General features: G+C 35.3%; 28 protein-coding genes and 1 tRNA gene. 11 read left to right on the top strand and 18 right to left on the bottom strand.

Translation table 11 applies throughout. The annotated features are described in order from the left end of the window. The 3 genes from PMN2A_RS00910 to rpaB are packed head-to-tail and all read right to left on the bottom strand — an operon-like array spanning position 1 to position 3,148. Positions 1 to 1,017, bottom strand: a complete 1,017-nt coding sequence (locus tag PMN2A_RS00910) for a beta-ketoacyl-ACP synthase III (RefSeq protein ID WP_011294135.1) — start codon at positions 1,015 to 1,017, stop codon at positions 1 to 3. Between the two features lie 57 nt (positions 1,018 to 1,074). After that, the gene (gene plsX, locus PMN2A_RS00905; RefSeq protein WP_011294134.1) at positions 1,075 to 2,397 is read right to left on the bottom strand and encodes a phosphate acyltransferase PlsX; all 1,323 of its coding nucleotides are present in this window, start codon (positions 2,395 to 2,397) and stop codon (positions 1,075 to 1,077) included. A gap of 4 nt (positions 2,398 to 2,401) precedes the next feature. After that, positions 2,402 to 3,148: a response regulator transcription factor RpaB gene (gene rpaB, locus PMN2A_RS00900; protein WP_011294133.1), complete on the bottom strand. Its 747-nt coding sequence runs from the start codon at positions 3,146 to 3,148 to the stop codon at positions 2,402 to 2,404. A 107-nt stretch (positions 3,149 to 3,255) separates the two neighbouring features. Here rpaB and radA point away from each other — a divergent pair, with 107 nt between their 5' ends. Continuing rightward, complete coding sequence (radA, locus tag PMN2A_RS00895) at positions 3,256 to 4,635, top strand: DNA repair protein RadA (RefSeq protein WP_011294132.1); 1,380 nt, start codon at positions 3,256 to 3,258, stop codon at positions 4,633 to 4,635. Positions 4,636 to 4,651: 16 nt separating this feature from the next. Here the strand turns inward: radA and PMN2A_RS00890 are convergent, their stop codons facing one another. Beyond that, on the bottom strand, positions 4,652 to 5,173 hold the full coding sequence (locus PMN2A_RS00890) for a photosystem I assembly protein Ycf3 (protein ID WP_011294131.1): 522 nt from the start codon (positions 5,171 to 5,173) through the stop codon (positions 4,652 to 4,654). Between the two features lie 161 nt (positions 5,174 to 5,334). On the opposite strand from PMN2A_RS00890, the gene PMN2A_RS00885 reads away from it, so the two are divergent. Genes PMN2A_RS00885 through PMN2A_RS00875 form a run of 3 tightly spaced genes read left to right on the top strand, consistent with a single transcriptional unit; the run spans position 5,335 to position 9,258 of the window. Continuing rightward, positions 5,335 to 7,665: a heavy metal translocating P-type ATPase gene (locus PMN2A_RS00885; protein WP_011294130.1), complete on the top strand. Its 2,331-nt coding sequence runs from the start codon at positions 5,335 to 5,337 to the stop codon at positions 7,663 to 7,665. Then, positions 7,662 to 8,297 carry a dTMP kinase gene (gene tmk, locus PMN2A_RS00880; RefSeq protein WP_011294129.1) on the top strand — a complete coding sequence of 212 codons (636 nt, stop codon included), beginning with the start codon at positions 7,662 to 7,664 and terminating at the stop codon, positions 8,295 to 8,297. The genes PMN2A_RS00885 and tmk overlap by 4 nt, the downstream gene beginning before the upstream one ends. A gap of 1 nt (position 8,298) precedes the next feature. Next, a complete protein-coding gene (locus tag PMN2A_RS00875; RefSeq protein ID WP_011294128.1) occupies positions 8,299 to 9,258 on the top strand; it encodes a DNA polymerase III subunit delta' in 960 nt (319 codons plus the stop codon). On the opposite strand, the gene PMN2A_RS00870 is transcribed toward PMN2A_RS00875, so the two are convergent. The 5 genes from PMN2A_RS00870 to PMN2A_RS00850 form a co-directional block, all read right to left on the bottom strand. After that, a complete protein-coding gene (locus PMN2A_RS00870; protein ID WP_011294127.1) occupies positions 9,255 to 10,052 on the bottom strand; it encodes a response regulator transcription factor in 798 nt (265 codons plus the stop codon). The two genes, PMN2A_RS00875 and PMN2A_RS00870, sit on opposite strands and share 4 nt — an antisense overlap. A gap of 362 nt (positions 10,053 to 10,414) precedes the next feature. Continuing rightward, positions 10,415 to 10,486, bottom strand: a tRNA-Asn gene (locus PMN2A_RS00865). A gap of 29 nt (positions 10,487 to 10,515) precedes the next feature. Beyond that, positions 10,516 to 11,202 (bottom strand): ABC transporter ATP-binding protein, encoded by a 687-nt coding sequence (locus PMN2A_RS00860; RefSeq protein ID WP_011294126.1) that lies wholly within the window; start codon positions 11,200 to 11,202, stop codon positions 10,516 to 10,518. A 23-nt stretch (positions 11,203 to 11,225) separates the two neighbouring features. After that, positions 11,226 to 11,486 (bottom strand): hypothetical protein, encoded by a 261-nt coding sequence (locus PMN2A_RS00855; RefSeq protein ID WP_011294125.1) that lies wholly within the window; start codon positions 11,484 to 11,486, stop codon positions 11,226 to 11,228. An 82-nt stretch (positions 11,487 to 11,568) separates the two neighbouring features. Then, the gene (locus PMN2A_RS00850; RefSeq protein WP_225866313.1) at positions 11,569 to 13,134 is read right to left on the bottom strand and encodes an ArnT family glycosyltransferase; all 1,566 of its coding nucleotides are present in this window, start codon (positions 13,132 to 13,134) and stop codon (positions 11,569 to 11,571) included. A gap of 143 nt (positions 13,135 to 13,277) precedes the next feature. Between PMN2A_RS00850 and cysK the strand changes: the two genes are divergently transcribed. Further along, positions 13,278 to 14,246, top strand: a complete 969-nt coding sequence (cysK, locus tag PMN2A_RS00845; protein WP_011294123.1) for a cysteine synthase A — start codon at positions 13,278 to 13,280, stop codon at positions 14,244 to 14,246. Positions 14,247 to 14,266: 20 nt separating this feature from the next. Further along, positions 14,267 to 14,917 carry a J domain-containing protein gene (locus PMN2A_RS00840; protein WP_011294122.1) on the top strand — a complete coding sequence of 217 codons (651 nt, stop codon included), beginning with the start codon at positions 14,267 to 14,269 and terminating at the stop codon, positions 14,915 to 14,917. A 22-nt stretch (positions 14,918 to 14,939) separates the two neighbouring features. On the opposite strand, the gene PMN2A_RS00835 is transcribed toward PMN2A_RS00840, so the two are convergent. Next, on the bottom strand, positions 14,940 to 15,203 hold the full coding sequence (locus tag PMN2A_RS00835) for an NAD(P)H-quinone oxidoreductase subunit O (protein WP_011294121.1): 264 nt from the start codon (positions 15,201 to 15,203) through the stop codon (positions 14,940 to 14,942). A 189-nt stretch (positions 15,204 to 15,392) separates the two neighbouring features. Here PMN2A_RS00835 and PMN2A_RS00830 point away from each other — a divergent pair, with 189 nt between their 5' ends. Continuing rightward, positions 15,393 to 16,322, top strand: a complete 930-nt coding sequence (locus PMN2A_RS00830; protein WP_011294120.1) for a TIGR01777 family oxidoreductase — start codon at positions 15,393 to 15,395, stop codon at positions 16,320 to 16,322. Positions 16,323 to 16,348: 26 nt separating this feature from the next. Here PMN2A_RS00830 and PMN2A_RS00825 read toward each other — a convergent pair whose 3' ends face one another. After that, positions 16,349 to 16,768 carry a tetratricopeptide repeat protein gene (locus tag PMN2A_RS00825; protein WP_011294119.1) on the bottom strand — a complete coding sequence of 140 codons (420 nt, stop codon included), beginning with the start codon at positions 16,766 to 16,768 and terminating at the stop codon, positions 16,349 to 16,351. A gap of 31 nt (positions 16,769 to 16,799) precedes the next feature. Beyond that, the gene (locus tag PMN2A_RS00820; RefSeq protein WP_011294118.1) at positions 16,800 to 17,189 is read right to left on the bottom strand and encodes a HesB/IscA family protein; all 390 of its coding nucleotides are present in this window, start codon (positions 17,187 to 17,189) and stop codon (positions 16,800 to 16,802) included. A 105-nt stretch (positions 17,190 to 17,294) separates the two neighbouring features. On the opposite strand from PMN2A_RS00820, the gene zds reads away from it, so the two are divergent. Together zds and PMN2A_RS00810 are read left to right on the top strand one after the other, a co-directional pair. After that, positions 17,295 to 18,755, top strand: coding sequence for a 9,9'-di-cis-zeta-carotene desaturase (zds, locus tag PMN2A_RS00815; RefSeq protein WP_011294117.1), 1,461 nt, complete (start codon positions 17,295 to 17,297; stop codon positions 18,753 to 18,755). Between the two features lie 3 nt (positions 18,756 to 18,758). Next, complete coding sequence (locus PMN2A_RS00810; protein WP_011294116.1) at positions 18,759 to 19,211, top strand: SRPBCC family protein; 453 nt, start codon at positions 18,759 to 18,761, stop codon at positions 19,209 to 19,211. 2 nt (positions 19,212 to 19,213) lie between these two features. Here PMN2A_RS00810 and PMN2A_RS00805 read toward each other — a convergent pair whose 3' ends face one another. The 4 genes from PMN2A_RS00805 to PMN2A_RS00790 form a co-directional block, all read right to left on the bottom strand. After that, on the bottom strand, positions 19,214 to 20,014 hold the full coding sequence (locus tag PMN2A_RS00805; protein WP_011294115.1) for a uroporphyrinogen-III synthase: 801 nt from the start codon (positions 20,012 to 20,014) through the stop codon (positions 19,214 to 19,216). An 86-nt stretch (positions 20,015 to 20,100) separates the two neighbouring features. Next, positions 20,101 to 21,735 carry a glycoside hydrolase family 3 protein gene (locus PMN2A_RS00800; protein ID WP_011294114.1) on the bottom strand — a complete coding sequence of 545 codons (1,635 nt, stop codon included), beginning with the start codon at positions 21,733 to 21,735 and terminating at the stop codon, positions 20,101 to 20,103. A gap of 17 nt (positions 21,736 to 21,752) precedes the next feature. Further along, on the bottom strand, positions 21,753 to 22,124 hold the full coding sequence (gene rbfA / locus PMN2A_RS00795) for a 30S ribosome-binding factor RbfA (protein WP_011294113.1): 372 nt from the start codon (positions 22,122 to 22,124) through the stop codon (positions 21,753 to 21,755). Positions 22,125 to 22,126: 2 nt separating this feature from the next. Next, entirely contained in the window at positions 22,127 to 22,333 is a 207-nt protein-coding gene (locus tag PMN2A_RS00790) for a DUF751 family protein (RefSeq protein ID WP_011294112.1), read from the bottom strand. Positions 22,334 to 22,378: 45 nt separating this feature from the next. Here PMN2A_RS00790 and PMN2A_RS00785 point away from each other — a divergent pair, with 45 nt between their 5' ends. After that, positions 22,379 to 23,113 (top strand): glutathione S-transferase N-terminal domain-containing protein, encoded by a 735-nt coding sequence (locus PMN2A_RS00785; protein WP_225866312.1) that lies wholly within the window; start codon positions 22,379 to 22,381, stop codon positions 23,111 to 23,113. Here PMN2A_RS00785 and PMN2A_RS00780 read toward each other — a convergent pair. Beyond that, complete coding sequence (locus PMN2A_RS00780; protein ID WP_011294110.1) at positions 23,100 to 23,831, bottom strand: DUF6816 family protein; 732 nt, start codon at positions 23,829 to 23,831, stop codon at positions 23,100 to 23,102. The two genes, PMN2A_RS00785 and PMN2A_RS00780, sit on opposite strands and share 14 nt — an antisense overlap. Here PMN2A_RS00780 and PMN2A_RS00775 point away from each other — a divergent pair. Continuing rightward, positions 23,830 to 24,093 (top strand): chlororespiratory reduction protein 7, encoded by a 264-nt coding sequence (locus tag PMN2A_RS00775; protein ID WP_011294109.1) that lies wholly within the window; start codon positions 23,830 to 23,832, stop codon positions 24,091 to 24,093. The two genes, PMN2A_RS00780 and PMN2A_RS00775, sit on opposite strands and share 2 nt — an antisense overlap. Here the strand turns inward: PMN2A_RS00775 and PMN2A_RS00770 are convergent. Continuing rightward, entirely contained in the window at positions 24,047 to 24,643 is a 597-nt protein-coding gene (locus PMN2A_RS00770; protein ID WP_011294108.1) for a shikimate kinase, read from the bottom strand. The two genes, PMN2A_RS00775 and PMN2A_RS00770, sit on opposite strands and share 47 nt — an antisense overlap. Positions 24,644 to 24,661: the final 18 nt, after the last annotated feature.

The raw sequence follows: 24,661 nt of genomic DNA, 5'->3' as shown, positions 1-24,661 counted from the left end.
TTAATAGGGACCATGCCAATAAAACAAAGCTGCTCCCCAACTCAAGCCAGCACCAAAACCACTACAAGCTATTAAATCGCCTGATTTGATTCTCTTATCTCTAACTGCCTCATCAAGCATGAGTGGGATCGTTGCTGCAGATGTATTTCCATAATATTTCAAATTTGAAAGCACTTTTTCTGATGGTATTGAAAATCTCGAAGCCACAGCATCAAGAATTCTTTGATTAGCTTGGTGCAACAGAAGCCAATCGATACTCTCTGACTTGATTTGACATTTTTCTAAGATTTCCCCAAGAATTATTGGAACTTCTTTAACTGCAAATTTATAAACTTCCTTTCCCTCCATTTTGATTGGTAAATATTCCCCTTTTTGATGGTTAGCTCCTTGCACTAAATCTAAAAAAACATTTGATTGAGAGAGATTTAAGCAACCTCCTTTGCTTCCATCAGACTTCAAATCATATCCAATCAATCCACTTTCATCACCAGAACTCTCAAGAGCTACTGCTCCTGCTCCATCTCCAAACAAAACGCAGGTCTTTCTATCATCCCAATCCACCCATTTGGATAATTGGTCTGCTCCAATCACTAAAGCTCTTTTCATAGATCCAGAAGCTAAATATTGTGAGGCAGTTACCAAAGCAAATAAAAAGCCACTACAAGCTGCAGTTAAATCAAAAGCGACTGCATTTGAAGCTCCCAAATTTGATTGAATTTTAGGCGCCGAGCCAAATAAATCTTCTGGAGTAGATGTTGCAAGAATTATCAAATCGATAGTTTGCACATCCCAATCAGCCATTTTGACAGCATTCACTGCTGCATCAGTAGCCAAATCAATCAGAGACTCATTTTCTCCAATAACCCTTCTTTGACCAATACCTGTTCTGGTTTGAATCCATTCATCATTAGTATCCACTCTCTGACCAAGTTGATCATTCTTGATTATCTTTTGTGGAGTAGCACTTCCGCTCCCAACAAAGGATATTCCTAAGTCCAATTGAGAATTACTAATCAAATCTAAAAAAAGCCCTCATTTCATAAGTCAATCACATGGTAGGACAGACAGTTCCAATCAGACCTTTAAGACAACTGGTTGGTTCAAATCTGCTAAATCATCCATTACTCCATGGCTTGCAGCTGAATGAACAACTCTTAAAGCACTTAAAACTGATAAAGCTTTACTTCCTCCGTGACCAACGACACAAATTCCATTAATTCCAAGAAGTAAAGCTCCACCATGTTCTGCATGATCTAGACGTTTCTTTATTCGTTTTAAATTATTTCTCAAAAAAGCAGAACCAACTTTACCTCTTCTTCCTCTTGGCAACTCAGCTCTTAAAACTCCCAAAAGAACACTTCCTACTGACTCTAAAAATTTCAACAACACGTTTCCTGTAAATCCATCACAAACAACAACATCAAAATCACCCGATAAAACATCTCTTCCTTCACAATTTCCAGAAAAACAAAAACGTTCTTCCTCATTTAAAAGTTTGTAAGTTGCTTGGGAAAGCTCATTACCCTTACAGGATTCTTCGCCAATATTTAATAATCCTATTCTTGGCTTATCAACCTGCAAAACATCTCGAGAATAAATATTTCCTAGAAGAGCAAATTGATGCAAATAGGTTGGTTTACAATCCATATTTGCTCCAACATCTAAAACCAATACTGGTTGGCCAGGATCTTTAGTTGGGAATAATGCTCCAATTGCTGGACGATCAATTCCTTTCAGACGTCCCAACTTAAAAATTCCTGAGGCCATCATTGCACCAGAATTTCCCGCTGAATAGACACCCATAGCTTTTCCATCTTTTACTAATTTCATTGCGATATTGATGCTCGCATCCTTTTTTTTGCGAACGGCAGTGGCTTCTTCATCCATACCAACTGAAAGGCCACTAGCAATTAATTCGAAATTCCCATCATCTATTGCTTTATCTAAAGATTCTTCTAAGCCAAATTCAAGCGCTGCTTTTTTTATTTTGTCAATTTCACCTACAAATTTAATTTTCAATGGAAGTAGAGACAAAGATTTTAAACACCCATCAAGAATTGCTCCAGGTGCATAATCTCCTCCCATTCCATCGACAGCGACCCAAATTCTGTCAGAATCTTGAATTGTATTTTTTTCATCCGTACTTTCTCCACCTTGGAGTCTTCTAAGGGGATCAAACACAAATGGCTCTAAAGTACTTCTAGCAATTGATCCAGCACTAGTAACAACGGAACCAGCGTTAGAAACAACTGTTCCTGCGACATTACTAGCTGCTGTAGCTGAGCTTGTTGCAGTGTCAACAAGACTTGTTACAGCTGAGTTTCGGCGATACCAAATCACCAATCGTCTAATTGCTTTAGAGCGATTAGTTTTATTATTTAGGTGATTTTTTTCCACTTATTTATGATCCTTCAGGAATCATAGAGTCAACAATTCTTTGAAAAAGATAACCTGTTCCTCTTGCAGTAAGTATTAGTTCTGGATTTGCAGGATCATCCTCAAGTTTTGATCTAAGTCTAGAAATATGAACATCCACTACTCTCGTATCAACATGTCTTTCAGGGGTATATCCCCAAACTTCTTTAAGAATCTCACCTCGACTAAAAGGTTCTCCTGAACGACTAACCAACAGTTCTAAAAGACTAAATTCCATACCTGTTAATCGAATTCGTTCATCGTTTCTATAAACCTGACGCTTATTTGTATCAATCTTTAAATTCATAACCGCAATGACACCTGAATTAGGAAGTCCTGCTATTTGTTCTTTCTCTACCCTTCTTAATACACATCTGATTCTAGCTTCTAATTCTTTTGGGCTAAATGGTTTAACAACATAATCATCAGCACCTAGCTCAAGTCCAGTAATTCTATCTGCAACATCTCCCAAGGCTGTCAGCATAACTATCGGAACATCTGATTCCTTTCTTAGTTCCTGGCAAACTCCATATCCATCTAATTTAGGCATCATGACATCGAGTACAACCAAATCAGGCTCACAATTCCTGAAAAGATCCAAAGCCTCATTTCCATCACAAGCAGTAACTACCTGATAGCCAATCATGGATAGGCGAGTTTCTAGGATCCTCCTAATACTTGCCTCATCATCAGCTACGAGGATGGTTTCCTTTGAGGGACTTGTGGCCGTCATTTGTTCCTTAGCTTTGGCGGCTGCGACAAGATCTTAAGCGAAGGTTCACCAACATTTAAAGATCACTATCTTTATTCAACTACAGCCAACTTCCTTTTTACAACTAAGTGTCTCGTTCTGTCTCTATTTATGTCTGTCAAAGTTGCGGTGCTCAAACCAGGCAATTCTTTGGTCGCTGCAATAATTGTGGAGAATGGAACTCAATAATAGAAGAAAAAATTAATCAAAAATCAGATAAATCTATTTACACAAAGATTAATTCTCCTAAGGAAAAATCTCCCTATCGTTCAGAACTAATAAGCCAAACAAAAAACCAACTTATTGAACGCATTTCAAGTGGATATAAGGAATTAGACAGGGTACTTGGAGGTGGCTTAGTGCCTGGATCACTTGTATTAATTGGGGGAGACCCAGGTATTGGGAAAAGCACTCTTATTTTGCAAAGTGCGACTGAAATGGCTCATCACAAATCAGTCCTTTATGTGGCTGCTGAAGAATCTGCTCAACAAGTAAAACTTAGATGGAATCGAATTGAGGATGCTGAGTCAAATCTTCATTTACTCGCAGAAACAGATCTAGAGATGGTTATAAAAGAGCTTGATCATTTGAAACCTGAGGTTGCAGTGATTGATAGTATTCAAGCTTTGCATGATCAAAGTTTATCAAGTTCACCCGGCTCAGTAGCTCAAGTTAGAGAATGTTCAGCAGCTTTACAGCAAATTGCTAAACGACAAAACATATCCCTTTTGATCATCGGGCACGTTACAAAGGATGGAATGTTAGCCGGACCGAAAGTTCTTGAGCATCTTGTGGATGCAGTACTTACTTTTGAGGGCGATCGATTCGCTTCTCACAGACTACTAAGAGGTGTGAAAAATCGCTTTGGTGCCACTTCTGAGCTTGGAGTCTTTGAAATGCAAGCAGATGGATTATCGGAGGTTCCTAATCCAAGTGAATTATTTTTAAGCAAAACCTCTGCACCTGGGATTTCAACAATTGTTACTTGTGAGGGAACAAGACCATTAGCCATCGATATACAAGCACTTTTAAATCCCACGAGTTATGCAAGTCCAAGAAGAACTACAACTGGCATTGAGATAAACAGGCTTCATCAAATCTTGGCAGTTCTAGAAAAGAATATGAATCTTTCGCTCTCAAGATATGACTGTTATCTGGCTGTAGCTGGGGGATTAGAAGTAGAAGAACCTGGGGCTGATTTAGGAATAGCTGCTGCAATAGTTTCGAGCTTGAAAGATATTGAGCTTGAAGAAGGTGTAGTTTTTATAGGAGAGATAGGTTTAGCTGGTCAATTAAGATTAGTCAGACAAATGCAACAACGGATTAATGAAGTTATAAGACTTGGATATAAGACATTGATTATCCCAGATGGAATAGACACAAGTGAGTTTGAAACTAATCAAAAATTAAAAATATTAAAAGCTTCTAATATTAATCAAGCTTTAATATATGCTTTAGATAATAATTAATCCGCGTTTTAGTTACTTATAAATAAACATCAACATTACCTCTGCCTGTAGTCTTCAGCCAATTTTCTATATCTAAATATCCTCCTGGGTATAAACGAACAGCTTTACTCCAAACTTCCGCTGCCTGATCGAACCAAATATCACACTCATCTTGATTACCATTTCTTTGAGCCATTCTTCCTCTTTTTTCATAAATTAATCCCATATTTTTCAAGCAAGATGGCTGTTTAGGATTTTGTCCTAAAGCTTTTTTATATGTATTTATTGCTCTCTCTTCGTCTCCATTACTCATATAAATTATTGCCATATTTTTTAATGTCTCTCCTCTATCAACTTGATTGTCCTCAAGTTTTAAGCTTTCTTCGTAATACTCCAGAGCCTCTGAGTAATCTCCATCATTTTGAGCTGCCAAACCTTTTCTGTAATAAAGATAGGCTTCTTTTTCTTTGGAGTCGATTGGCATCACTTTCACTATTCCCTCAGCCATCTTCGTGAAGGCCTTATCAAGAAAATTGTCTTTGTTTTGACTTCTAGGCACGATTGAACCAATATCAATGCATTATGATTCTATCCTGCCTGAAAATAAAAAAATGTATACAAATAATGAAACTAATTTTTATGTATTAATAAATCATTAAATAAATGCAACATGCTTTTTATTTATTAAATTTAGAATAAGTATCCAAAATTTATATTCCCTTGAGCAACAAAAAGATTGCCCAAAGCAAAAAGTCAATTCTGCTTGATATAGATGGAATGAGGTGCGGAAGTTGTGTACAGGCAGTTGAAAAAATACTTAAAAACCACCCAAACATAAACAATGCAAGCGTTAATTTAGTTACAAAAACGGCTTTAGTAGAAATTAAAGAGCCTAATTACCCCTTTTCCGATGTAATACAAACTCTTACATCAAAGGGCTTTCCAACAACGGAAAGACCTGATCAAACAATAACAAAAAATACCGAGTTAGAAAGAAACGAAAATCAGAATTTATGGAATAAATGGCGACAACTAATAATCGCTACTTCATTATTAATCCTTTCGGGGTTGGGACATTTAGTAGAGGGTCAACAAATATCTTTTCCACTTATTGGTTCATTGCCTTTTCATGCTGCACTCGCAACATTTGCTTTGCTAGGACCAGGTAAATCGATCCTAAACGCGGGTCTAAAGTCCGCAATCATGCTTACACCGACTATGGATACCTTAGTCAGTCTTGGTGTAATGAGTGCTTACATAGCAAGCATAATTGCTTTAATTTGGCCGACAGTTGGCTGGCCATGTTTTTTCAATGAACCGGTCATGCTGCTTGGATTTGTTTTATTAGGACGTTTTTTAGAGGAAAGAGCACGAATCAACACTGGCACAGCATTAAAAGAATTAGCAAAATTACAACCAGAAACAGCCAATCTAATTTTAGACAATAACGAAATTCGTGAAATTAGAATAGGTGCTCTAAAACCAGGAGAAAAAATCCAATTATTAGCAGGGGATAGAATCCCAGTAGATGGCTTAGTTATAAAAGGAAATTCGGCAATAGATATCTCTAGTTTAACTGGCGAGTCTTTACCGCTAGAAGCAACACCTGGAGTCGAGCTACCCTCTGGCAGCCTAAATTTAGAGTCAACAATTACTTTAGAAGTTCAAAAAATTGGATCTGAAACCGCAATCGCTAAAATAATAAGTTTAGTTGAAGAAGCTCAAGCTAGAAAAGCACCAATTCAGGGATTAGCCGACAAGGTGGCAGGTATGTTCTGCTATGGGGTAACAACTCTTGCTTTAATAACTTTTCTTTTTTGGTGGAGAATAGGTACGAGGATATGGCCAGAAGTTTTAGAAGTATCTAATGCAGGTTTCATGCATAGCCATAACTTGCATGATCATTTAATGAATACCCCTCAAACACCTATTGGTCTCTCATTTCAATTATCAATAGCTGTTTTAGTTGTGGCCTGTCCATGTGCACTAGGACTTGCCACGCCAACGGTAATAACTGTTGCTTCTGGGGAAGCGGCTAAACGAGGATGGCTTTTCAAGGGTGGAGATGTCATAGAAATGGCCTCAAAAATAAGTCAAATTATTTTTGATAAAACAGGTACACTCACGATTGGAAGGCCTTTAGTTGTTGGCTGCTGGAAAAACAATGAGTTAGAAAGAAATTTCATGCTCCAATTGGCGGCAAGCATTGAACAAGAAAGTCGGCATCCGCTGGCCCAAGCAATTATTCAAGAAGCACATAAAAAAGAAATCAAACTAGAAAAAGTGTCAAGCTCAACCACGTATCCAGGTAAAGGCTTAGCGGGCAAAATTAATAACTTAGAAGGACTTATAAGAGTCGGAACTCCCGAATGGATCAAAAGTGAAGGAATTGAATGGAATGCAATGATTGAAAATAATTTCAAGCTTTCAAAAAGAAAAGCTCAATCAATAGTCGCAGTTGCTCTGGATAACAAATTATTAGGTTTTTTCTTGATTGATGACCAAATAAGAAAAGATGCTTTCCTTTCAATTAATAAATTACGCTCAAGAGGTTTTTCATTAAGTTTATTTAGTGGCGATAGAGATTCAGCAGTTTTATCTATAGGGGAAAAATTGGGATTTAGTTCAAAACAAGTTACATGGCAAATGTTACCCTCAGACAAGCTTAATAAATTGAACTTATTAAAAAATAATGGTTTAGTCGCGATGATAGGTGATGGAATTAATGATGCCCCAGCTCTGGCGGCTGCAGACTTAGGAGTAGCGATAGGAACTGGAACTCAAATCGCGCAAGATTCTGCTGATCTTGTTCTGCTTGGAGAAAATTTGGAAGCCCTTCCAAATGCATTAAATCTATCAAAGCAAGCAATGCTCAAAATAAAACAAAACCTTGCTTGGGCATTTGGATATAACTTAATTGCTTTACCAATCGCTGCAGGATTACTTTTACCATCTTCTGGCTTATTACTATCTCCTCCCTTGGCGGCTTTACTTATGGCTTTGAGCTCTATAAGTGTTGTACTTAATGCCTTGTCTTTGAAGTCAAAATGAAAGGAAAGTTTATTGTTTTTGAGGGTATTGATGGCTCGGGTAAAACCACTCAAATCAATCAATTATCCAAATGGCTTATTAGTTCCGACCTCATACCTGAAAACAATAAATTAGTCATCACTAGAGAGCCAGGAGGAACAAAATTAGGAAAATCAATAAGATCGCTTCTACTAGATACTTCCATAGAAAAAAGCCCAGATTCTATTACTGAGCTTTTGCTTTATGCCGCAGATAGATCACAACATATCAATGAAATTATTCGCCCAACTTTAGATCAAGGGGATTGGGTAATAAGCGATAGATTTTGTGGATCAACACTTGCTTATCAAGGTTATGGAAGGAAGTTAGATATCAATTTAATTAAGGATCTCGAAGCAATAGCGACGCAGGGAATTGCTCCAGATATTACATTTCTATTAGACATTCCCATTGAAGAAAGTATAAGAAGAAGAAGAAATAGAAAAGATGATCGAATAGAAAAAGAAGGTAGAGAGTTTTTATCCAATGTTTCTCTCGGCTTTCAAGCATTGTCCGAGGACAGTAACTGGAAAAAAATATCTGCTATTGACTCTAAAGAAAAAATCATATCTGAGATTAAATCTGAAATAAAAAAATTAATAAAAAACAAATAAAATGGACGATTTTCAAAATATATTTGGGCAAGATTTAGCAATTAAAATTTTAAAATCTGCTATTTCAAAAGAACATATTTCTCATGCTTATTTATTTTCTGGTCCAGAGGGAGTTGGAAGAAAAAAAACTGCTAAAATTTTCATTAACTCTATTCTTGACAAGAATCAGGAAAAAAAAAGTACAAAAATAAAAATAAATAATAATAATCATCCTGACTTATTATGGGTAGAGCCATCTTATATAGTCCAAGGTCAAAGTATTTCTCAGACAAAAGCAATTTTAGATGGTATAAGTATGAAATCGCCTCCGCAAATAAGGCTAAATCAAATTAAAGAAATAATAGAATTTTTAGGGAAAAAGCCATTTGAATCTGAAAGAAGCATAGTAATAATTGAGGATATTGAAAGAATAAATGAATCTGCAGCAAATGCATTATTAAAAACTCTTGAAGAAACATGTACAGGATTATTTATTCTTATCACACAAAGACCAGAGAAATTATTATCAACTATTAGATCAAGATGTCAGATAGTGCCATTCATACGCCTGAATGATAATCAAGTAAACAAAATTATTAAAAAATCAGAAGTTATTCAAGAGATAGATGATATTACTAGTAACAAAATTCAAGAATTAATAGATTTTTCATATGGATCTCCTGGGCGCTGTATAGTAAATCTTCAATTTTGGTTATCTTTGTCAACTTCATTAAGACAAAAGTTAGAAATCCAATTAAATAATCCAATTGAGTTATTGAAATTAGCCAAGGAAATTACAGATGAACTAAACATAGAGCAACAACTATGGCTTATTGATTTTCAACAGAATAGGGCATGGATAAAAGAAAAAAATTCTAATATTGTTATACAACTTGAAGAGCTTAGAAAACAATTATTGAAGTTTGTGCAGCCTAGACTTGCTTGGGAAGTAACTTTATTGGAAATAAACTTTCTTAATTAAGCAATCACTCTTTCATCTGTATTATTTTTGAAAGAGTTAGTTTCTCTAGCTTGAGTTATTGAAGGTTGAATCTCACTTATTTTGTCCCCTGTTGGTAATTCCAAGCAATATCCTGCACCGTATACAGTTTTGATGAATCTTGGTTTCCTTGGATCAGGTTCAAGCTTGGTTCTTAAATGTCTTACATGCACCCTAATAGTCTCAATATCATCATCAGGCTCGTAACCCCAAACTTCTTTAAGAATTAAAGAGGGTGCAACTGTCTGCCCATGCCTTTGCATCAAACAATGGAGCAATTCAAATTCTAAATGAGTCAAACGAACTGGAGATTCGAACCATATCGCCTCAAATCTTTCAGGAACAAGTGTAAGAGGGCCATAATCGAGTATTTCTTGCTGATTATTACTTCCCAGTGGTGCACGATTAGTTCTTCTTAACAACGCCTTGATCCTTACTTGTAATTCCTCAAGATCGAATGGTTTTGTGATGTAATCATCTGCACCAGAATTAAAACCCGTAACTTTATCTTTAATTCCACCTAAAGCAGTAATCATAAGAATAGGTATTGCTGATGTTCTCTCATCTCTTCTTAACCGCTGACAAAGAGTTAAACCATCAACTTTAGGAAGCATTAAATCAAGGAGAATTAGATCAGGCGCGTATTGCAGAGCTAAAGCTTGGCCCTTGATTCCGTCCTCTGCTTTTTGGACATCAAAACCAGTGTGCTCAAGATGCCCTGCAACCAGATCTCTCATGTCTTGGTCATCTTCAATGAGTAAAATGCAAGGCTTCATTAATAATTGCCAAATTAAAAAGTACCCGCAACAAAGCGACTACTAAAGATTTCTATGATTCTCTCAAAATTTTGTTTTTATTGCAGAATTCGAAGAATTTGGTTTTCCATGATGTAATCGACAAGACCAATTAGTACCACTACCTTTTTATCCATGAAAAGGTGAAAAGTCGCTGCACTGTCTTTAGAAAGTCTTCCGATTCGAAGGTCTTACTGTTAAGGAATTCTCAAAACTTTGATAAAAAAGCTAACGAATTTCTTATGAGATTTGTTTTTATCTTTCAAATAAAGGAGTATTTTTTTGAAACTCAAAAAAAACAAATCTATTCTGATGGATAAACAAATTTACATTTGCATTAAAAACTCCCCGGGCGGGATTCGAACCTGCGACCAATCGGTTAACAGCCGATCGCTCTACCGCTGAGCTACCGAGGATTACAACATTAAGAACTTACCCTTGCCAGCTACCTAAGGGCAAGTGATTTTAATTCTTGGAACACTTTTGAACCAGAATTCCAATTGCTGATAGCTCCATTTTTAACAATTGCCGCTCCATCACAAAAATATAATTCTTCCAATCGATGAGTAACCCATATTGCTGTAATTGGATCAGCAGAGGAACTTGTCAATTTTTTCATAACTTTCAAAACTGAATTTTGACTTTGAGGATCCAATAGAGCTGTGGGTTCATCAAGTAAAAGTAAATTTGAATTGCTAACAATTGCTCCAGCAAGTGCTAAACGCTGCTTTTGGCCACCACTTAAAGTATGAATAGGCCTGTCCAACATTTCACCCAAGTCCACTTTTTCAAGAGCTGAATGAATTAAATCCAATAGATTGGTTTGAGTAATGGTTTTAGGAACGCTAAGCATCAACTCGCTTTTACATGTTGGCATAAGCAATTGATGGTCTGGATTTTGATAAACCATTGATGGTCTAAGAGAGCAGAAAATTTTTCCGCTTTTAGGACGTATCCCTCCATTTATCAAGCGAAACAAGGTGCTTTTACCACTTCCGTTTTCACCAACAAGCATCCACAAACCAGGTTTTAGAATTGAAAAGGAGCATTGATTAATAACATTGACTCCATTAGGCCAAGAAAACGAGACTTGATCAAATTCCAAATAGCCAGACCAAGCGGTGGGTTTCAAAATTGAATGACTCCTATTTTTTCTTAATTCTGGAGTGAAAATCCAGGCCTTTTGCTAGTGCTGCTACTAGTCTTTTCATAAATCTGTACAGCTGTAATTTCGCTAACGAGAACAGTAATTCTTTTATCTTCTACCTTTTCGCAAGTCAATTCTAGGAGCCTTGGATTACCATTTTCGATGGAACCTACTACGTCAGAGTAAAGCCTCTTAGCCTCTCCATGCTCTTTTCTCTGTACTACCAAAGGCATAGGACTTAATTTAATAGTAAGCTCAATACAATACACTTTTTAAAAAACCCTAATTACTAATTTATTCTTACAAATAAAAGAAGAAGAAGTGAAAAATATGTTAATAGTAATATTTGATTTAATCATTACATGTATAGAGATCCCAAGCATTAGTTTTCTTAAGTACTTTGCATTTAGTTTTATTTTCTTCGTCAAAACTTTTGATTTGTTTTCTTGCATACCAATTTAAACTTGGTCGCTCAAAGCTATTTCTAATAAAAATTTGTTGATTAGGAAAGCCATCTATAAATTCAGCTACAGGTCTTACATCCCAATTTTCATTTATTTCCCATAACCAAAATTTTGAACTCACAAAAAAGAACAAGCCAATTATGCTTCCAACAATCAATCCAATAAAACCAATTTTTCTAATATTCTTTCTTGAATTAGACAATAATAATCCCCCAATAAACCAAGCTAAACTTATGAAGAAAATTGCATAAAAGTAACCTTCTCCAAAGTTGAAAATATTTAACTTAAGTAATAAAGAAAAAGTAAATATGCATAGTCCAATTAAAGAAAATATATATGGGATTTTTCTTAAGATTTTTCTAGCGAAAATATAACCGTTCTCTTCTCTGTGAATTAACCAAGAAACTGGAGGTCCACATACCAAAGCAAAGGGCAACCAAAATGGATGAATATACCAAGGAAGTTGCATTTTCAGAGGTAAAATACTTCCTAAAATAATAATTTGAGTACTTAAAGCCCAAACTCCCCAACGAGTATTAAGGCTGAAGCATGCCCATAAAAAACCAATTGGCCATAGAAGAATCCAAGGCCATCCCCCTTCAAGTATTTCAATTATTGGTACCAAAACTCCTAGCTCGCTACCTGAGCCTTTTTCAAATAAAACTCTTCCTGCACCATCTCCCCACCACAACCAAAAAGCTCCTGAACCATATGAAATGAAATTCCATACATGCCAAGCAAAACCTGGAATTAGTCCATAGAAGAACCAAGACCATGAAAAATTATTAAAATATTTTTTTGACTTATATTCCCAAATTAAAGGTAACAAAGATGCAAATAGTGCAGGGATAATTACAGGGGCTTTAAGTAAAAGCATGAAACTACATGTAAATCCAGCTCCTAAAAAATTAAAATTAGTTGGCCTATTATTTTTTATAGATGATAAGCAAAACCATAAAAGTGCAATAGCACTAAGCTGCGTTCCATCCAACATTGCCATTCTCCCATATCTAATAATTGGCAACAAAGTCAATAAAATTGCTGATGTAGTTATGCATGCTATTCGATCTTTAGGGCGCAAGTTCCACTGAATAAGCCCACCCAATGGAACAACAAAAGTCGAAAACAGTGCTGGGAAAAATCTTATACAAAACTCAGAGGGTAAAAAATCAAAATTATTTTGGAAATTTCTACTAATTCCAATTGCAAAGGATATTATCCAATGCAATCCTGGGGGTTTATTCAAATAGGGCTTATCCCAGATAGAAGGAAGCAATCGTTCTAGTCCGCTTTTTTGGTTTAATTCCAATGCAACTCGTGCGACAGTTGCTTCATCAAAATCTCTTAAAGGCAAATTACCCAGCGAGACAAATGCAATTCCACAAGCTATGGTCCAAAAAAGAAAAATCCATAAAATTGGAGGCCTACAGTTGTGGGAAATGCTCTCGGTCAATATCAAAGAATTATTCCACCTATTTATATCTCTAAAAGACCAATAAAGCTTTTGAATAACAAATTTTCAAGCATTATTAAAAAAGAATTGAATTATTAAATAACTTTTGCCTCGAAACTAATTCAAGTTTTTACAATAAGACCATGCCCATTGCTAATGACATAACTTATTTAGTTGGCCAAACACCTTTGGTCAAACTGAATCGATTGCCTAATGAATTTGATTGTAGGGCTGAAATTATAGCCAAATTAGAAAGTTTTAACCCCACAGCATCCGTAAAAGACCGCATAGCTGGCGCAATGGTGATGTCAGCAGAAAAAGAGGGCACTATCAAACCTGGACATACTGTTCTTGTTGAACCAACTAGCGGAAACACAGGAATTGCATTAGCGATGGTTGCGGCAGCAAAAGGTTATCGGCTCATACTTACAATGCCTGACACAATGAGTACTGAACGTCGCTCCATGTTAAGAGCATTTGGAGCAGAGCTTCAACTAACTCCTGGCCAAGAGGGAATCCAAGGCGCTATTCAGCTGGCAAAGGAATTGGTAGCCTCTATACCTAATGCATACTTGCTTCAGCAATTCGATAATTTATCCAATCCTGAAATTCATGAAAAAACAACCGCTGAAGAAATATGGGAAGATTGCGAAGGCAAACTTGATGCATTAATTGCAGGAGTGGGAACAGGAGGAACAATCACAGGTTGTGCCAGATTCTTAAAACAAAAAAATCCAAAAATCAAGGTTTTTGCAGTAGAACCTTCATCAAGCCCTGTTCTGTCCGGAGGGAATCCTGGATCTCATGCAATACAAGGCATTGGGGCTGGTTTCATTCCTAATGTATTAGATATGAATCAAATTGATGAAGTCATAAGAATCAATGATAATGAAGCAATGGACATAGGCAGAAGACTTGCCAAAGAAGAGGGATTGCTAAGTGGTGTCAGCAGTGGTGCTGCAGTAGCCGCTGCTTTAAAAGTAGGAAATCAACCTGAGTTTGCGAATAAACGCTTGATTGTTATTCTGCCTAGTTTTGGTGAAAGATATCTATCAACAACAATGTTTACTTCCATCCCCGCAAAGCCAGTAAAAGGGAATGAGTATCTCTAAAAAGAAATAATCTTTAAACAATGAGCAAAGACCCATATCAAATATTGAAAGTTCATCCCAGCGCAAAACTAGAAGAGATTAAAAAAGCATACAGAAAACTTGTAAAAATACATCATCCAGACAAAGGAGGAAATTCAGCAGTAATGCTCGAGGTAAACTCAGCGTGGGAAATATTAAAGAAAAAACATAAAGATCTGAATTTAAATAAAGTTAATAATTCAAAACTGTATAATCAGAATGAATACAAAAGAGAAGCTAATAGTCACTCTAAACCTGAAGATTTAAAAAAATGGTTCCAGAATATATACCTCCCTATTGATAAATTATTAGGACAGATAATTAACCCTATGGGTGCAAAAATAAGAGATTTATCAGCTGATCCTTATGATGAAATATTAATGGATTCTTTCTGCCTCTATCTAGAGCAAAGTAAAAATAAAATAACTAAGATTAAAAAAATTTATACATCTTTTGCATGTCCCTCAATCATAAGAGATTTCAGCTTGGATCTATATCATTGCTTATCACATGTAGAGGATGGTATTAATGAATTAGAGCGTTACACAATGGGTTATGTAGACAATTACCTTCATGACGGAAAGGCAATGATAGCTTTTGCTAAGAAAAAAAGGAAATTTTTACAAAGTAATAAAAAAGAATGGCTTCACTGATAGTTTCAATTTTAATTATGTATTAATATGAGACTATATGATCAGAATTTATCCAAACATCAGGGACTGGTCTTCTCCATCTAACTTGACAGTAATCACCTTTAATCAATAATACTTCGCCAGGCCCTTGAAAAATATATTCAGGCAGATTAGTGTCGCTTGCCTTAGATTCTAAGCTATTAGAATATTTTTCACGATCAACTTTTACAAGATCTCCTTTTCTGAGTTTCTTTTGTACCTTTGGAGGTGATTGTGAATCATCTACTTTTCCGGTTTGTTCAGACATTTTAAATAATTAATAAAAAAGACTAATGACTAAATTCAAAGATTTAAATGAAGAATAGCAGTTAAAACAAAATGGTAAAAATCGTTTCATTAATTAAATGCAAATTCCATAACGCAAATATTCTTGATGGATCAACACCATAAGTTAATCAAAATCCCTCTAAGCTGATCAAATCTGATTAGAGAAATCATGAAATTACTACTCACTGGATGTACTGGTTTTATCGGAAGAGAATTAATTCCTTTACTCATTAAGGAAGGACATAGCCTCACAGTCATATCGAGACAATCAAAAGGAAAAATTCAAACCATACCTAATGAACAAAACATCAATTTCATACAAATGAATCCAGCTGAGTCCTCGTCTTGGGATAAAGAAGAAATTCAAAACTCTCTTAAAAGTTGCGAAGGGGTTATCAATCTTGCTGGCGAACCTATTGCTGAAAAAAGATGGACTACCGATCATTGTAAAGAAATTACAAATAGTCGCATAGAGACGACAAAGAATCTGATTAAAAGCCTACGGAATCTAAGAAAACCCCCAAAAGTTCTTATTAATGCCTCAGCTATTGGTTTCTATGGTTCAAATCCTCAAACTGAATTCACTGAAGAGAATATTCAAGGTGATGATTTTTTAGCAAATTTATGCAAAGAATGGGAATCTAGTGCAAAAAACAAACCTAGAGCGACTCGTCTTTTAATTGTGAGAATTGGAATCGTATTAGCTAAAGATGGCGGAGCACTTGGGAAAATGCTCCCCATTTTTAGAGCTGGTCTTGGAGGTCCTATAGGAGATGGAAAACAATGGATGAGCTGGATACATAGAACAGATCTTTGTAATCTTATTAACGAAAGTGTGAAAAATTCTGCTTGGTCAGGTGTCGTTAATGGTGTTGCACCCAATCCTGTACGAATGAATGAGTTCTCTAATTCACTTGGTCAAGTACTCGGCAGACCAAGTCTTTTCGCAGTTCCTGCGCCAATATTGAAGTTAATTTTAGGAGATGGAGCTCGTGTAGTTTTAGAGGGACAAAATGTACAAACTCAAAGATTAAATAAACTCAAATTTAAATTCAATTTCCCCATGATTAATGAGGCTTTCAAATCAATATTAGCTTAAAATTTTTATTGGAATCTATTTAGAAATCAAAGGTCTAACCAATTTTTTATTTTCAGTAACGTTTTCCAATCAGGTTTTCGTGAAAGACCATCTTCAAATGATTCTTTTAATTCTTTTTCTAATTCAGGAAGAACCAGCATAGCTCTTTTGACATAATCAATATGATCTCGAACTCCTTTAGAATTAGTTTCTAACAAAGCAAGACTCAAATTTATCCTTGACTGCGGATCTTGACCGTTAAGTTTCACTGCATACCGAGCAGAGCGCAAGGCTTCCTGAGGCGAGTCACATAATAATTGCAACCAAGACAAGCATGTCCATGCAGCAGCATTATTTGGAGTAGAAGAAGCTATTTTCTGAAAATCTTCAATCAATTCATCTGCTGGTGAACCAGCCTTATAACGATTTAGGGCTTCTTCAAAAAGGCTTTCATCTGGTTGATCCATTGTTATTTAAAAATAATTCTTTTAGTTAAAGTTAAACTGCAAAGGAACTTCCACAGCCACAAGTTTGTGACGCATTGGGATTAGTAAAGTTAAAACCTCCACCAATTAAATCTGTACTGAAATCTAACTGCATACCATATATGTACAAAAGACTCTTTGGATCACAAATCACTTTAAAAGAACTTGTGCCTACTGAATATTCATAGACTTCATCATCTTTTTGAATATCATCATCAGACACAAAGTCCATTGTGTAACTCATACCACTGCATCCTCCAGAACGTACTCCCACTCTCAGTAATTTCCCTGAGCCTTGTTCTTTGCAAAGTCTAGACAACTGATCCAAAGCAGGAGTGGTAATAAGAACTCCTTTGCCATCTTGAGCTTTATGAGTTGTGGGCGGTGCGTTTGATTCAATCATTGTTTTTTCTGAACTTTAATAACACTCTATTAATTATATTCGATTTTAAAAGTGCCAAAAAAGAGTTTTTATTCATAGAGTTAGTATATCCATCTAATTAAACGAGTGAAAATCGCAATAATAGGTGCAGGTTTAGCAGGATTAACTGCTGCAGTTGACCTTGTTGATGAAGGACATGACGTCGACCTATACGAAGCAAAACCTTTTATGGGAGGCAAAGTTGGAAGCTGGGAAGATTCCGATGGCAATCACATAGAGATGGGTTTGCATGTCTTCTTTTTCAACTATGCAAATCTGTTTGAATTAATGAGAAAAGTAGGCGCGTTTGAAAATCTTTTACCAAAAGACCACACTCACCTTTTTGTTAATAAGGGCGGTGACATTAAATCACTTGATTTTAGATTTTTTGCGGGAGCTCCTTTTAACGGCTTAAAAGCCTTCTTCACTACACCTCAATTAAATTGGATTGACAAACTAAGGAATGCTCTTGCACTTGGAACAAGTCCGATAGTAAGAGGGCTGATTGACTACGAGGGTGCGATGAAAACAATACGATCACTAGATTCTATAAGCTTTCAAAAATGGTTTCTGAACCATGGAGGAAGCATAAATAGTATCAAAAGGATGTGGAATCCGATTGCATATGCGCTGGGATTCATTGATTGTGAAGCCATTTCTGCAAGATGCATGCTTACCATCTTTATGATGTTCGCTTCTAAGACAGAGGCATCCAAGCTCAACCTATTGAAGGGATCACCCCACAAATGGCTAACTAAGCCAATACTCGATTACATTGAACAAAGAGGCGGAAGACTTCACTTAGAAAATATTGTTAAAGAAATTCATTCAGATGACTCTGATCATCCATCTGTTACTGGAATAACTCTCCAAACTCCCGAGGGTGAAAAAAAAATTCAAGCAGACAAATATCTAGCTGCTTGCGATGTGTCTGGTATAAAAAGAATAATTCCTAGATCATGGAGACGTTTTAAAGAGTTCGACTTACTTTTTAAGCTTGATGCTGTTCCAGTTGCGACTGTTCAACTTAGATATGATGGCTGGGTAACAGAGATCAATAATAAACAAGCTCAAAAAAACCTAAACAATCCATCTGGTTTAGACAACTTGTTATACACAGCCGATGCTGATTTTAGTTGTTTTGCAGATTTAGCCTTATCAAGCCCAGAAGACTATAAAAAAGAAGGTCAGGGCTCTTTACTGCAATGCGTTTTAACCCCTGGAGATCCATGGATCACCAAGTCCTCTGATGAACTTGTAAAACATACTGATTTACAAGTTAGGACACTTTTCCCTTCTTCAAGAGATTTAAAGCTTTTGTGGAGCAATGTGGTCAAGGTTTCTCATTCTCTCTACAGAGAGGCTCCTGGAATGGAGCCATATAGACCAGATCAAAAAACTTCTTTTAGTAATTTCTTCTTAGCAGGCAGTTACACAAAACAGGACTACATTGACTCTATGGAAGGAGCAACAATGAGCGGACATCTTGCTGCTTCAGCAATGCTCTCAAAGTCTGTTTCACTAGCAAAAAATCCTTCGGTTGCTTAAGAAATGGGAAAGTGGCTTGATCACACAGTGATAACTGAAATTCATGCTCCAGTTGAACTTGTTTGGAAGTTTTGGAGTGATTTAGATTCGATGCCTTTGTGGATGACTTGGATTGAGTCGGTTAAGGCAGTCGATCAAAAAACCTCTACGCTTCCTGATTTAACAGAGTGGACACTTGCAGCTAATGGCTTTCGTTTTAAATGGAAAGCTCAAATCACAGAAAGAGTAGAAGCAGAGAAATTGGAATGGAAATCAGTTGGTGGTTTACCTACTAAGGGGGCAGTACGGTTTTATAATGAAGAGAGCTCTAAAACTGTAGTTAAATTAAAAATATCTTATGAATTGCCTCAAGTTTTAGCAAATCTAATGAAAGCAAATATTCTTGGAGGGATGGTCACAAAAGAATTACAGAAAAATCTTGACGGGTTTAAAGAACTCGTAGAAAAATCAGCTTGAATTTAATTAAATTTTAGTTCTAGGCAAGCATTTAATAATCCTTCTAGATCATGAGGTTCAGCCTCTTTATCAGGTTTTCTAATAAGTTTTTTACAACTAATAGTTGTTTGAGGTCCAATCGAAACAAGTTTAATCTTTTCAATCAATTTAAACCAATTTCCACCAAAGTATTTATTAAATAAGCTAACAGTATTTATTACTGTTTTACCACTAGTAAAAGCAATAATATCTATTTCTCCACTCTTCAAAGCTTCTATAGTCTTTTGAGGTACATCTTTAGGACAAGAAGATTCATAAGCAGCTACTTCAGTAACCTCTGCTCCGTTTAACCTGAAAGAGTCAGATAATATTGATCTGCCGCCGGTTTGTACTCTTGGAATAAATAATTTTAAACCTTTTTGATTCTGAGGGAAATATTCAAGCAAGCTATCTGCAACAAAACTAGGAGGAACAAAACTAATCTCTGCATCCATATCTGATAACAAAGAAGCTGTTTTTCTTCCTACAGCAGCAATTTGAATAGTCTTAGAAATTTTCGACAAAGATAATCCAATTTCTCTCATTCTATCTTCAACATTTCTAACACCATTTGCGCTAGAAAAGATAATCCAATCAAAGGTTGAGATTTTCTTTAAAGCATCATCCAAAGGAGCCCAGTCATCAGGAGGTCCAATAACTAATGAAGGAAGATCAAATACCTCAGCTCCATTTTTTCTAAAGATCTTACGAGCCTCTGAAGTCTGTTCTTGGGCACGAGTAATAATTATCTTCTTGTCGGTTAAAGACATTTCTGTATGCTTCATTCTTAGGAAGTCTAAAGAATAACTATGTATTCACTTAAATAATAATAAGCTTTTTCTTAAAGACTAAATTTTCTATCAAACAATTTTCAATCAGTAAATTCTATGCTTGATTCTTTATCAATTTCCTTTTGAGTTGTTTTTGATTGCAAAATACGACTTAAAATTTGATTTTGTGCTTCCTCTGTTTGACTAGGGCTATAAGCTAAAGGAATATTTTTATGAATAGTTTTTTTTATTTTATCAAATAAATATGGACACCCATATATTATAATTCCTGATAATCTTTGCTCAAATTCTAATTTTTCTATAGTGTCTATCCAATGATCATTATGATAATCTAATCCAATAAATGGTTTACCTCTCACAAAAAGCTGAACAAGAATCTTACTATTACTAAATTGCCCCAGTTCTAAAAAATTCTTATTAGTTTTTCCCCACGGACTGATACCAAGTGGATGTATAATTAAATTTTTAAAACCTACTGCCTTAGGGAAATCTAATGCAGGAATAAATTTATTAGCTACTTGATCAAAATTATCAATTTGTATAAGATTTATATCATTATATTCAGCTTTTATAGTACTTTCTTCTCGGACAAAAATTGAACTTTTTATTATAGAATTACTAAATTTAGAGGCATCCAATAAAAATTTATTTTTAATATCTTCATTGTTCAAATCTTCTTTTTTGAAATCCGCTTCGTTGCTAACTAAATCAAGTTGTTTTTTTCTTCTTTCTCTAGATATATTTAACCTTTCTAAAGAAATTTTTCCTGAATAAAAAGCATCGGTAAGAGAATCTATTGCCTCATCAATATCTTTTGGCATCATAATCAAATCAATTCCTGCATCAAATGCCATAACTGCAGCCTTACCACTACTATATTTATTTGTTATTGCATTCATAACTAAGGCATCACTGACAACTAAACCATCGTATTTAAATTTGATACGTAACAAATCGGTAACCACTCTTTTTGAAAGTGTTGCAGGAAAAATAGGATCAATCTTTGGAAAAAGTAAATGCCCGATCATGACACTATTTACTCCTTGATTGATTAAAGACTTAAATGGAATTAACTCAAATTTCTCTAATTTAGATAAGTCATGATGTATTTCTGGTAAATCCAAGTGAGAGTCAACTTCAGAATTTCCATGACCAGGAAAATGTTTTGCACAAGTCAGCATTTTTGATCTAGAAACACCCCGCTGAAAAGCAGAAGTTAAACTTTTTACTGTTTCAGGCTCTTCTCCCCAAGCTCTTAGATTTATAACTGGGTTATTTGGATTGTTATTAATATCACAGACTGGGGCTAATAGCCAATTTAAACCAATTTTTTTTGCTTCTTTACCAGTAAAATAACCAATTTTCTCAGCAATAGAAATTGCTAAAGTTTGATCTTTTTTATAAATCTGAGCAATACCCATTGGAGGAACAAACTTTGTTCCTCCATAAAATCTTTGACCAACACCTTCCTCAATGTCAGCACATAAAAGAAGAGGTCTACCAGACCATTTTTTCAAGATATTGCAACGAATTTCTAATTCTTTTACAGTTCCCCCTAGAACAATAACTCCACCAACACCTTCTTCTAAAAGTCTTTTTAGATTTGAATTAGATTCCTCTAAGTTAGGGTATAGACGTTGCGAATCAAGATTAAATCCACTTGCTCGAACTATAAATAATTCAGCTACTTGTCTTCTAAGATCAGATTTATTCATCAAGAATTTTGATTGATCTATAAGTCTTTACTTTTACGTTCCAGTTCTAATGCATTGAGAAGATCTAAAACTGCAGGACCTTTTGTCATACCTTTATCAATCTTAAATACAAGCTCAGGAGATCTTCTCATTTGAAGTCTTTGAGCAAGCTCAGCACGAATAAATCCCTTTGCTTCCTCTAAACCAACTAATACTTCATCCTTTTTTTTCTCTTCACCAAAAAGACTGATAAAAATTTTTGCATGCTGTAAATCACCTGAAACTTCAACAGATGTAATGGTAATCATAGCTTGATGAATTCTTTCATCTCTAATCCCATTAACTAAAAGCTCACTAACTTCTCTTTTTAGTAAAGCTGCTAATTTTTCAACCCTTCTTGAATTGGCCATAACTAAGTAATTGCTTGAGGAAAAGCCATAGCCTTTAATAAGAAACCTATTGTCAGAAGTCCGCTTAACAACGCCCCAACGAGAGCAATCGCTGTGATCGGATTACTACCTCGTTTAATTAATGGAGAAATTGCAGCTGTGAAAACCCCCAAGACTATCGTGATGAGATATTTTGGATATCTAGAAACATTAGAAAAAAACTCACCCATTTTTCACCACCAAAAGACTGAATTAATAGCTACTCTGCTAACCATTTGAAGGAACCTAAAATGTTGGAACTTCATCAATTTAGGCACTCACCTTATTGCTTGAAAGTAAGAATGGCTTTGGCTGCAAAAAAGCTTGCATATCGAACCGTTGAGATAACTCCAGCCGTTGGGCAAATAGATATCTTTCAAAAAACAGGACAAAAAAAATTACCCGTGCTTTTTGATAACGAAACAATAATCCATGATTCAAGCTCAATAATACGACACTTAGAGAAAATTGAAATAGAACCAAAATTAATTCCAGAGGGTCTAAAGGAAGCCTCTCAAGTCCAAATAATTGAGAATTGGGCAGATACAACTTTGGCAAAATCTATAAAAATTGTCTTTTTGGAAGAGCTGTCGAAGAATCCAAAATTGATTTCCTCTTTATTCTCAAATAAAATTTCGGATTCTATGCAAAAACCTCTTTTTAATATTCCTACAAAGATTGCTAGTCAAATTTCTGGATTAATAAACCAGAAAGAAAAAGAATCTCTAACATTAAATCTAGAAAACCTATCAAATTTAATTAATCAAGAAAACTTTCTTATTGGAGACAAGCTTTCTATTGCTGATATTTCTGTAGCATCACACTTATCACTACTCAAATTTCCAAATTCATCTGGAGAAAATCTAACTGGCCAAGGTTGTTCTATATATGTAAAAGATCCAAGTCTGCAAAATCTTTTTAAATGGAGAGACTTCATTGAAGATCAATTAGCAATAACTAATCATCATTAGTCTTTCTAAGTATTAATTTGGATTTCTCTGTTTTAATTGGCAAAGAAATCAGATTTTGCCCAGGTTGATTATAAATCGCCTGAAATTGTTCTCCACAAATATTAAAATCACTCATATTTATTTTATTATTTTGAATAGATCCACATTTTTTAAATTCAGTTAATGTTTCGACCTGGCTAACCCTGCTAAATTCTGGTGTATGAAAAATTTGTAAAATTAATTCATCAGTAATAAAAATATTATTGTCTATTTTTTCTTGCAGTCTTCCTATAATCTTTGTCTCTAAATACCTATCTTCGGTTAATTTAGCAAACTGACGATTAGGAGATTTAGGATCATTCTTTACTGATAAAAAACCACCAGTCTTTGTGCTCAAAGCATAAGACTTAGTGTTGTATTCACGGTCAGCTATTAAATCACCAGAAGTATTGTGAATAAATTTAGCGGAATGAATAATAGGTTCTTGATTCTGATCACTTTCTATCTCGCTAGTAACATCCCATACACCTTCAAACCAATCAGGGTAAATTAAATCATCTTTCAATCCTGGGCGCTTAATGGAAGATGGAAGGCGCCAATCAGGCCAGATTGATTTGCGTTCGTAAAGCTTAGATCGTTGAAAATTATTTATTTCAAGGCTACTTTCAGCAAGTGCAGAAACTGTGTAAGTAAAAACAATTAAAATAGAAATTAAAAAAAAGAAAAATTTCTGTCTCATGTCTGATCCTTTAATTAGAGAAATGGATAATTATGTTGTTTTGGTTCCTGGCGAAAGTGAACAATTCCTGGATAAAGAACAAACTCTTTTATGGCTTCAATCTTGGTTAAATAAATTCGATTCATTACCATTGGATCTTGACTGTAAGTCTTCAATAGCAGAAGCGGCTCAACATTTACTTGATACAGCCTGCGACCTAGAAATCAAAACAGGTTTTACAATTCAGTGGTATGCCGTTCGGCTTGAGGCTCCTGGTCGATAAGGATGCTTTGCAAATGTTCAGCAACCATAGTAGCGACCTCATATGGTGATTGATCCTCAACTTCTATTCTCAAATCTGACTCTAAATATATTGGTTTTCTACTTTCATAAATCTGACTAAAATTCTCAGCTAAATTATCTCCAAGTAGTAAAGGGCGTCTCTTGTGATCACTTTCTAATCGTTTAATTGAACGTCTCAAATCAAGATCTAACCAAATAACTATTCCTTGATGAAGAATGCCCCAGTTTTCAGGCAAGGTAACTAAACCACCTCCGGTCGCAATTACAAGAGAATGATGTTGACTAATTTCTTTTAAAACTTTTTTTTCAACATCCCTAAAGACTTTTTCTCCATCTTTTTCAAAAATAGATGAAATAGATTGTTTAGACGCTTTTTCTATAACATCATCAGTATCAACAAAAGCATAATTGATCATTTTTGCTAGAACTGGACCCGTTTGACTTTTGCCAGAACCCATCATTCCTATCAAAAATATATTTCGACCACCTAACTTTTCTTTAAGAGTTTTAGGGGTTGATTGGACAGCCATAAAGACAGAAGTAACTAA

The organism is Prochlorococcus marinus str. NATL2A (assembly GCF_000012465.1).
GTDB classification, from domain to species: Bacteria; Cyanobacteriota; Cyanobacteriia; order PCC-6307; family Cyanobiaceae; genus Prochlorococcus_B; species Prochlorococcus_B marinus_B.
This window is presented reverse-complemented; position numbering and strand designations above follow the sequence as displayed.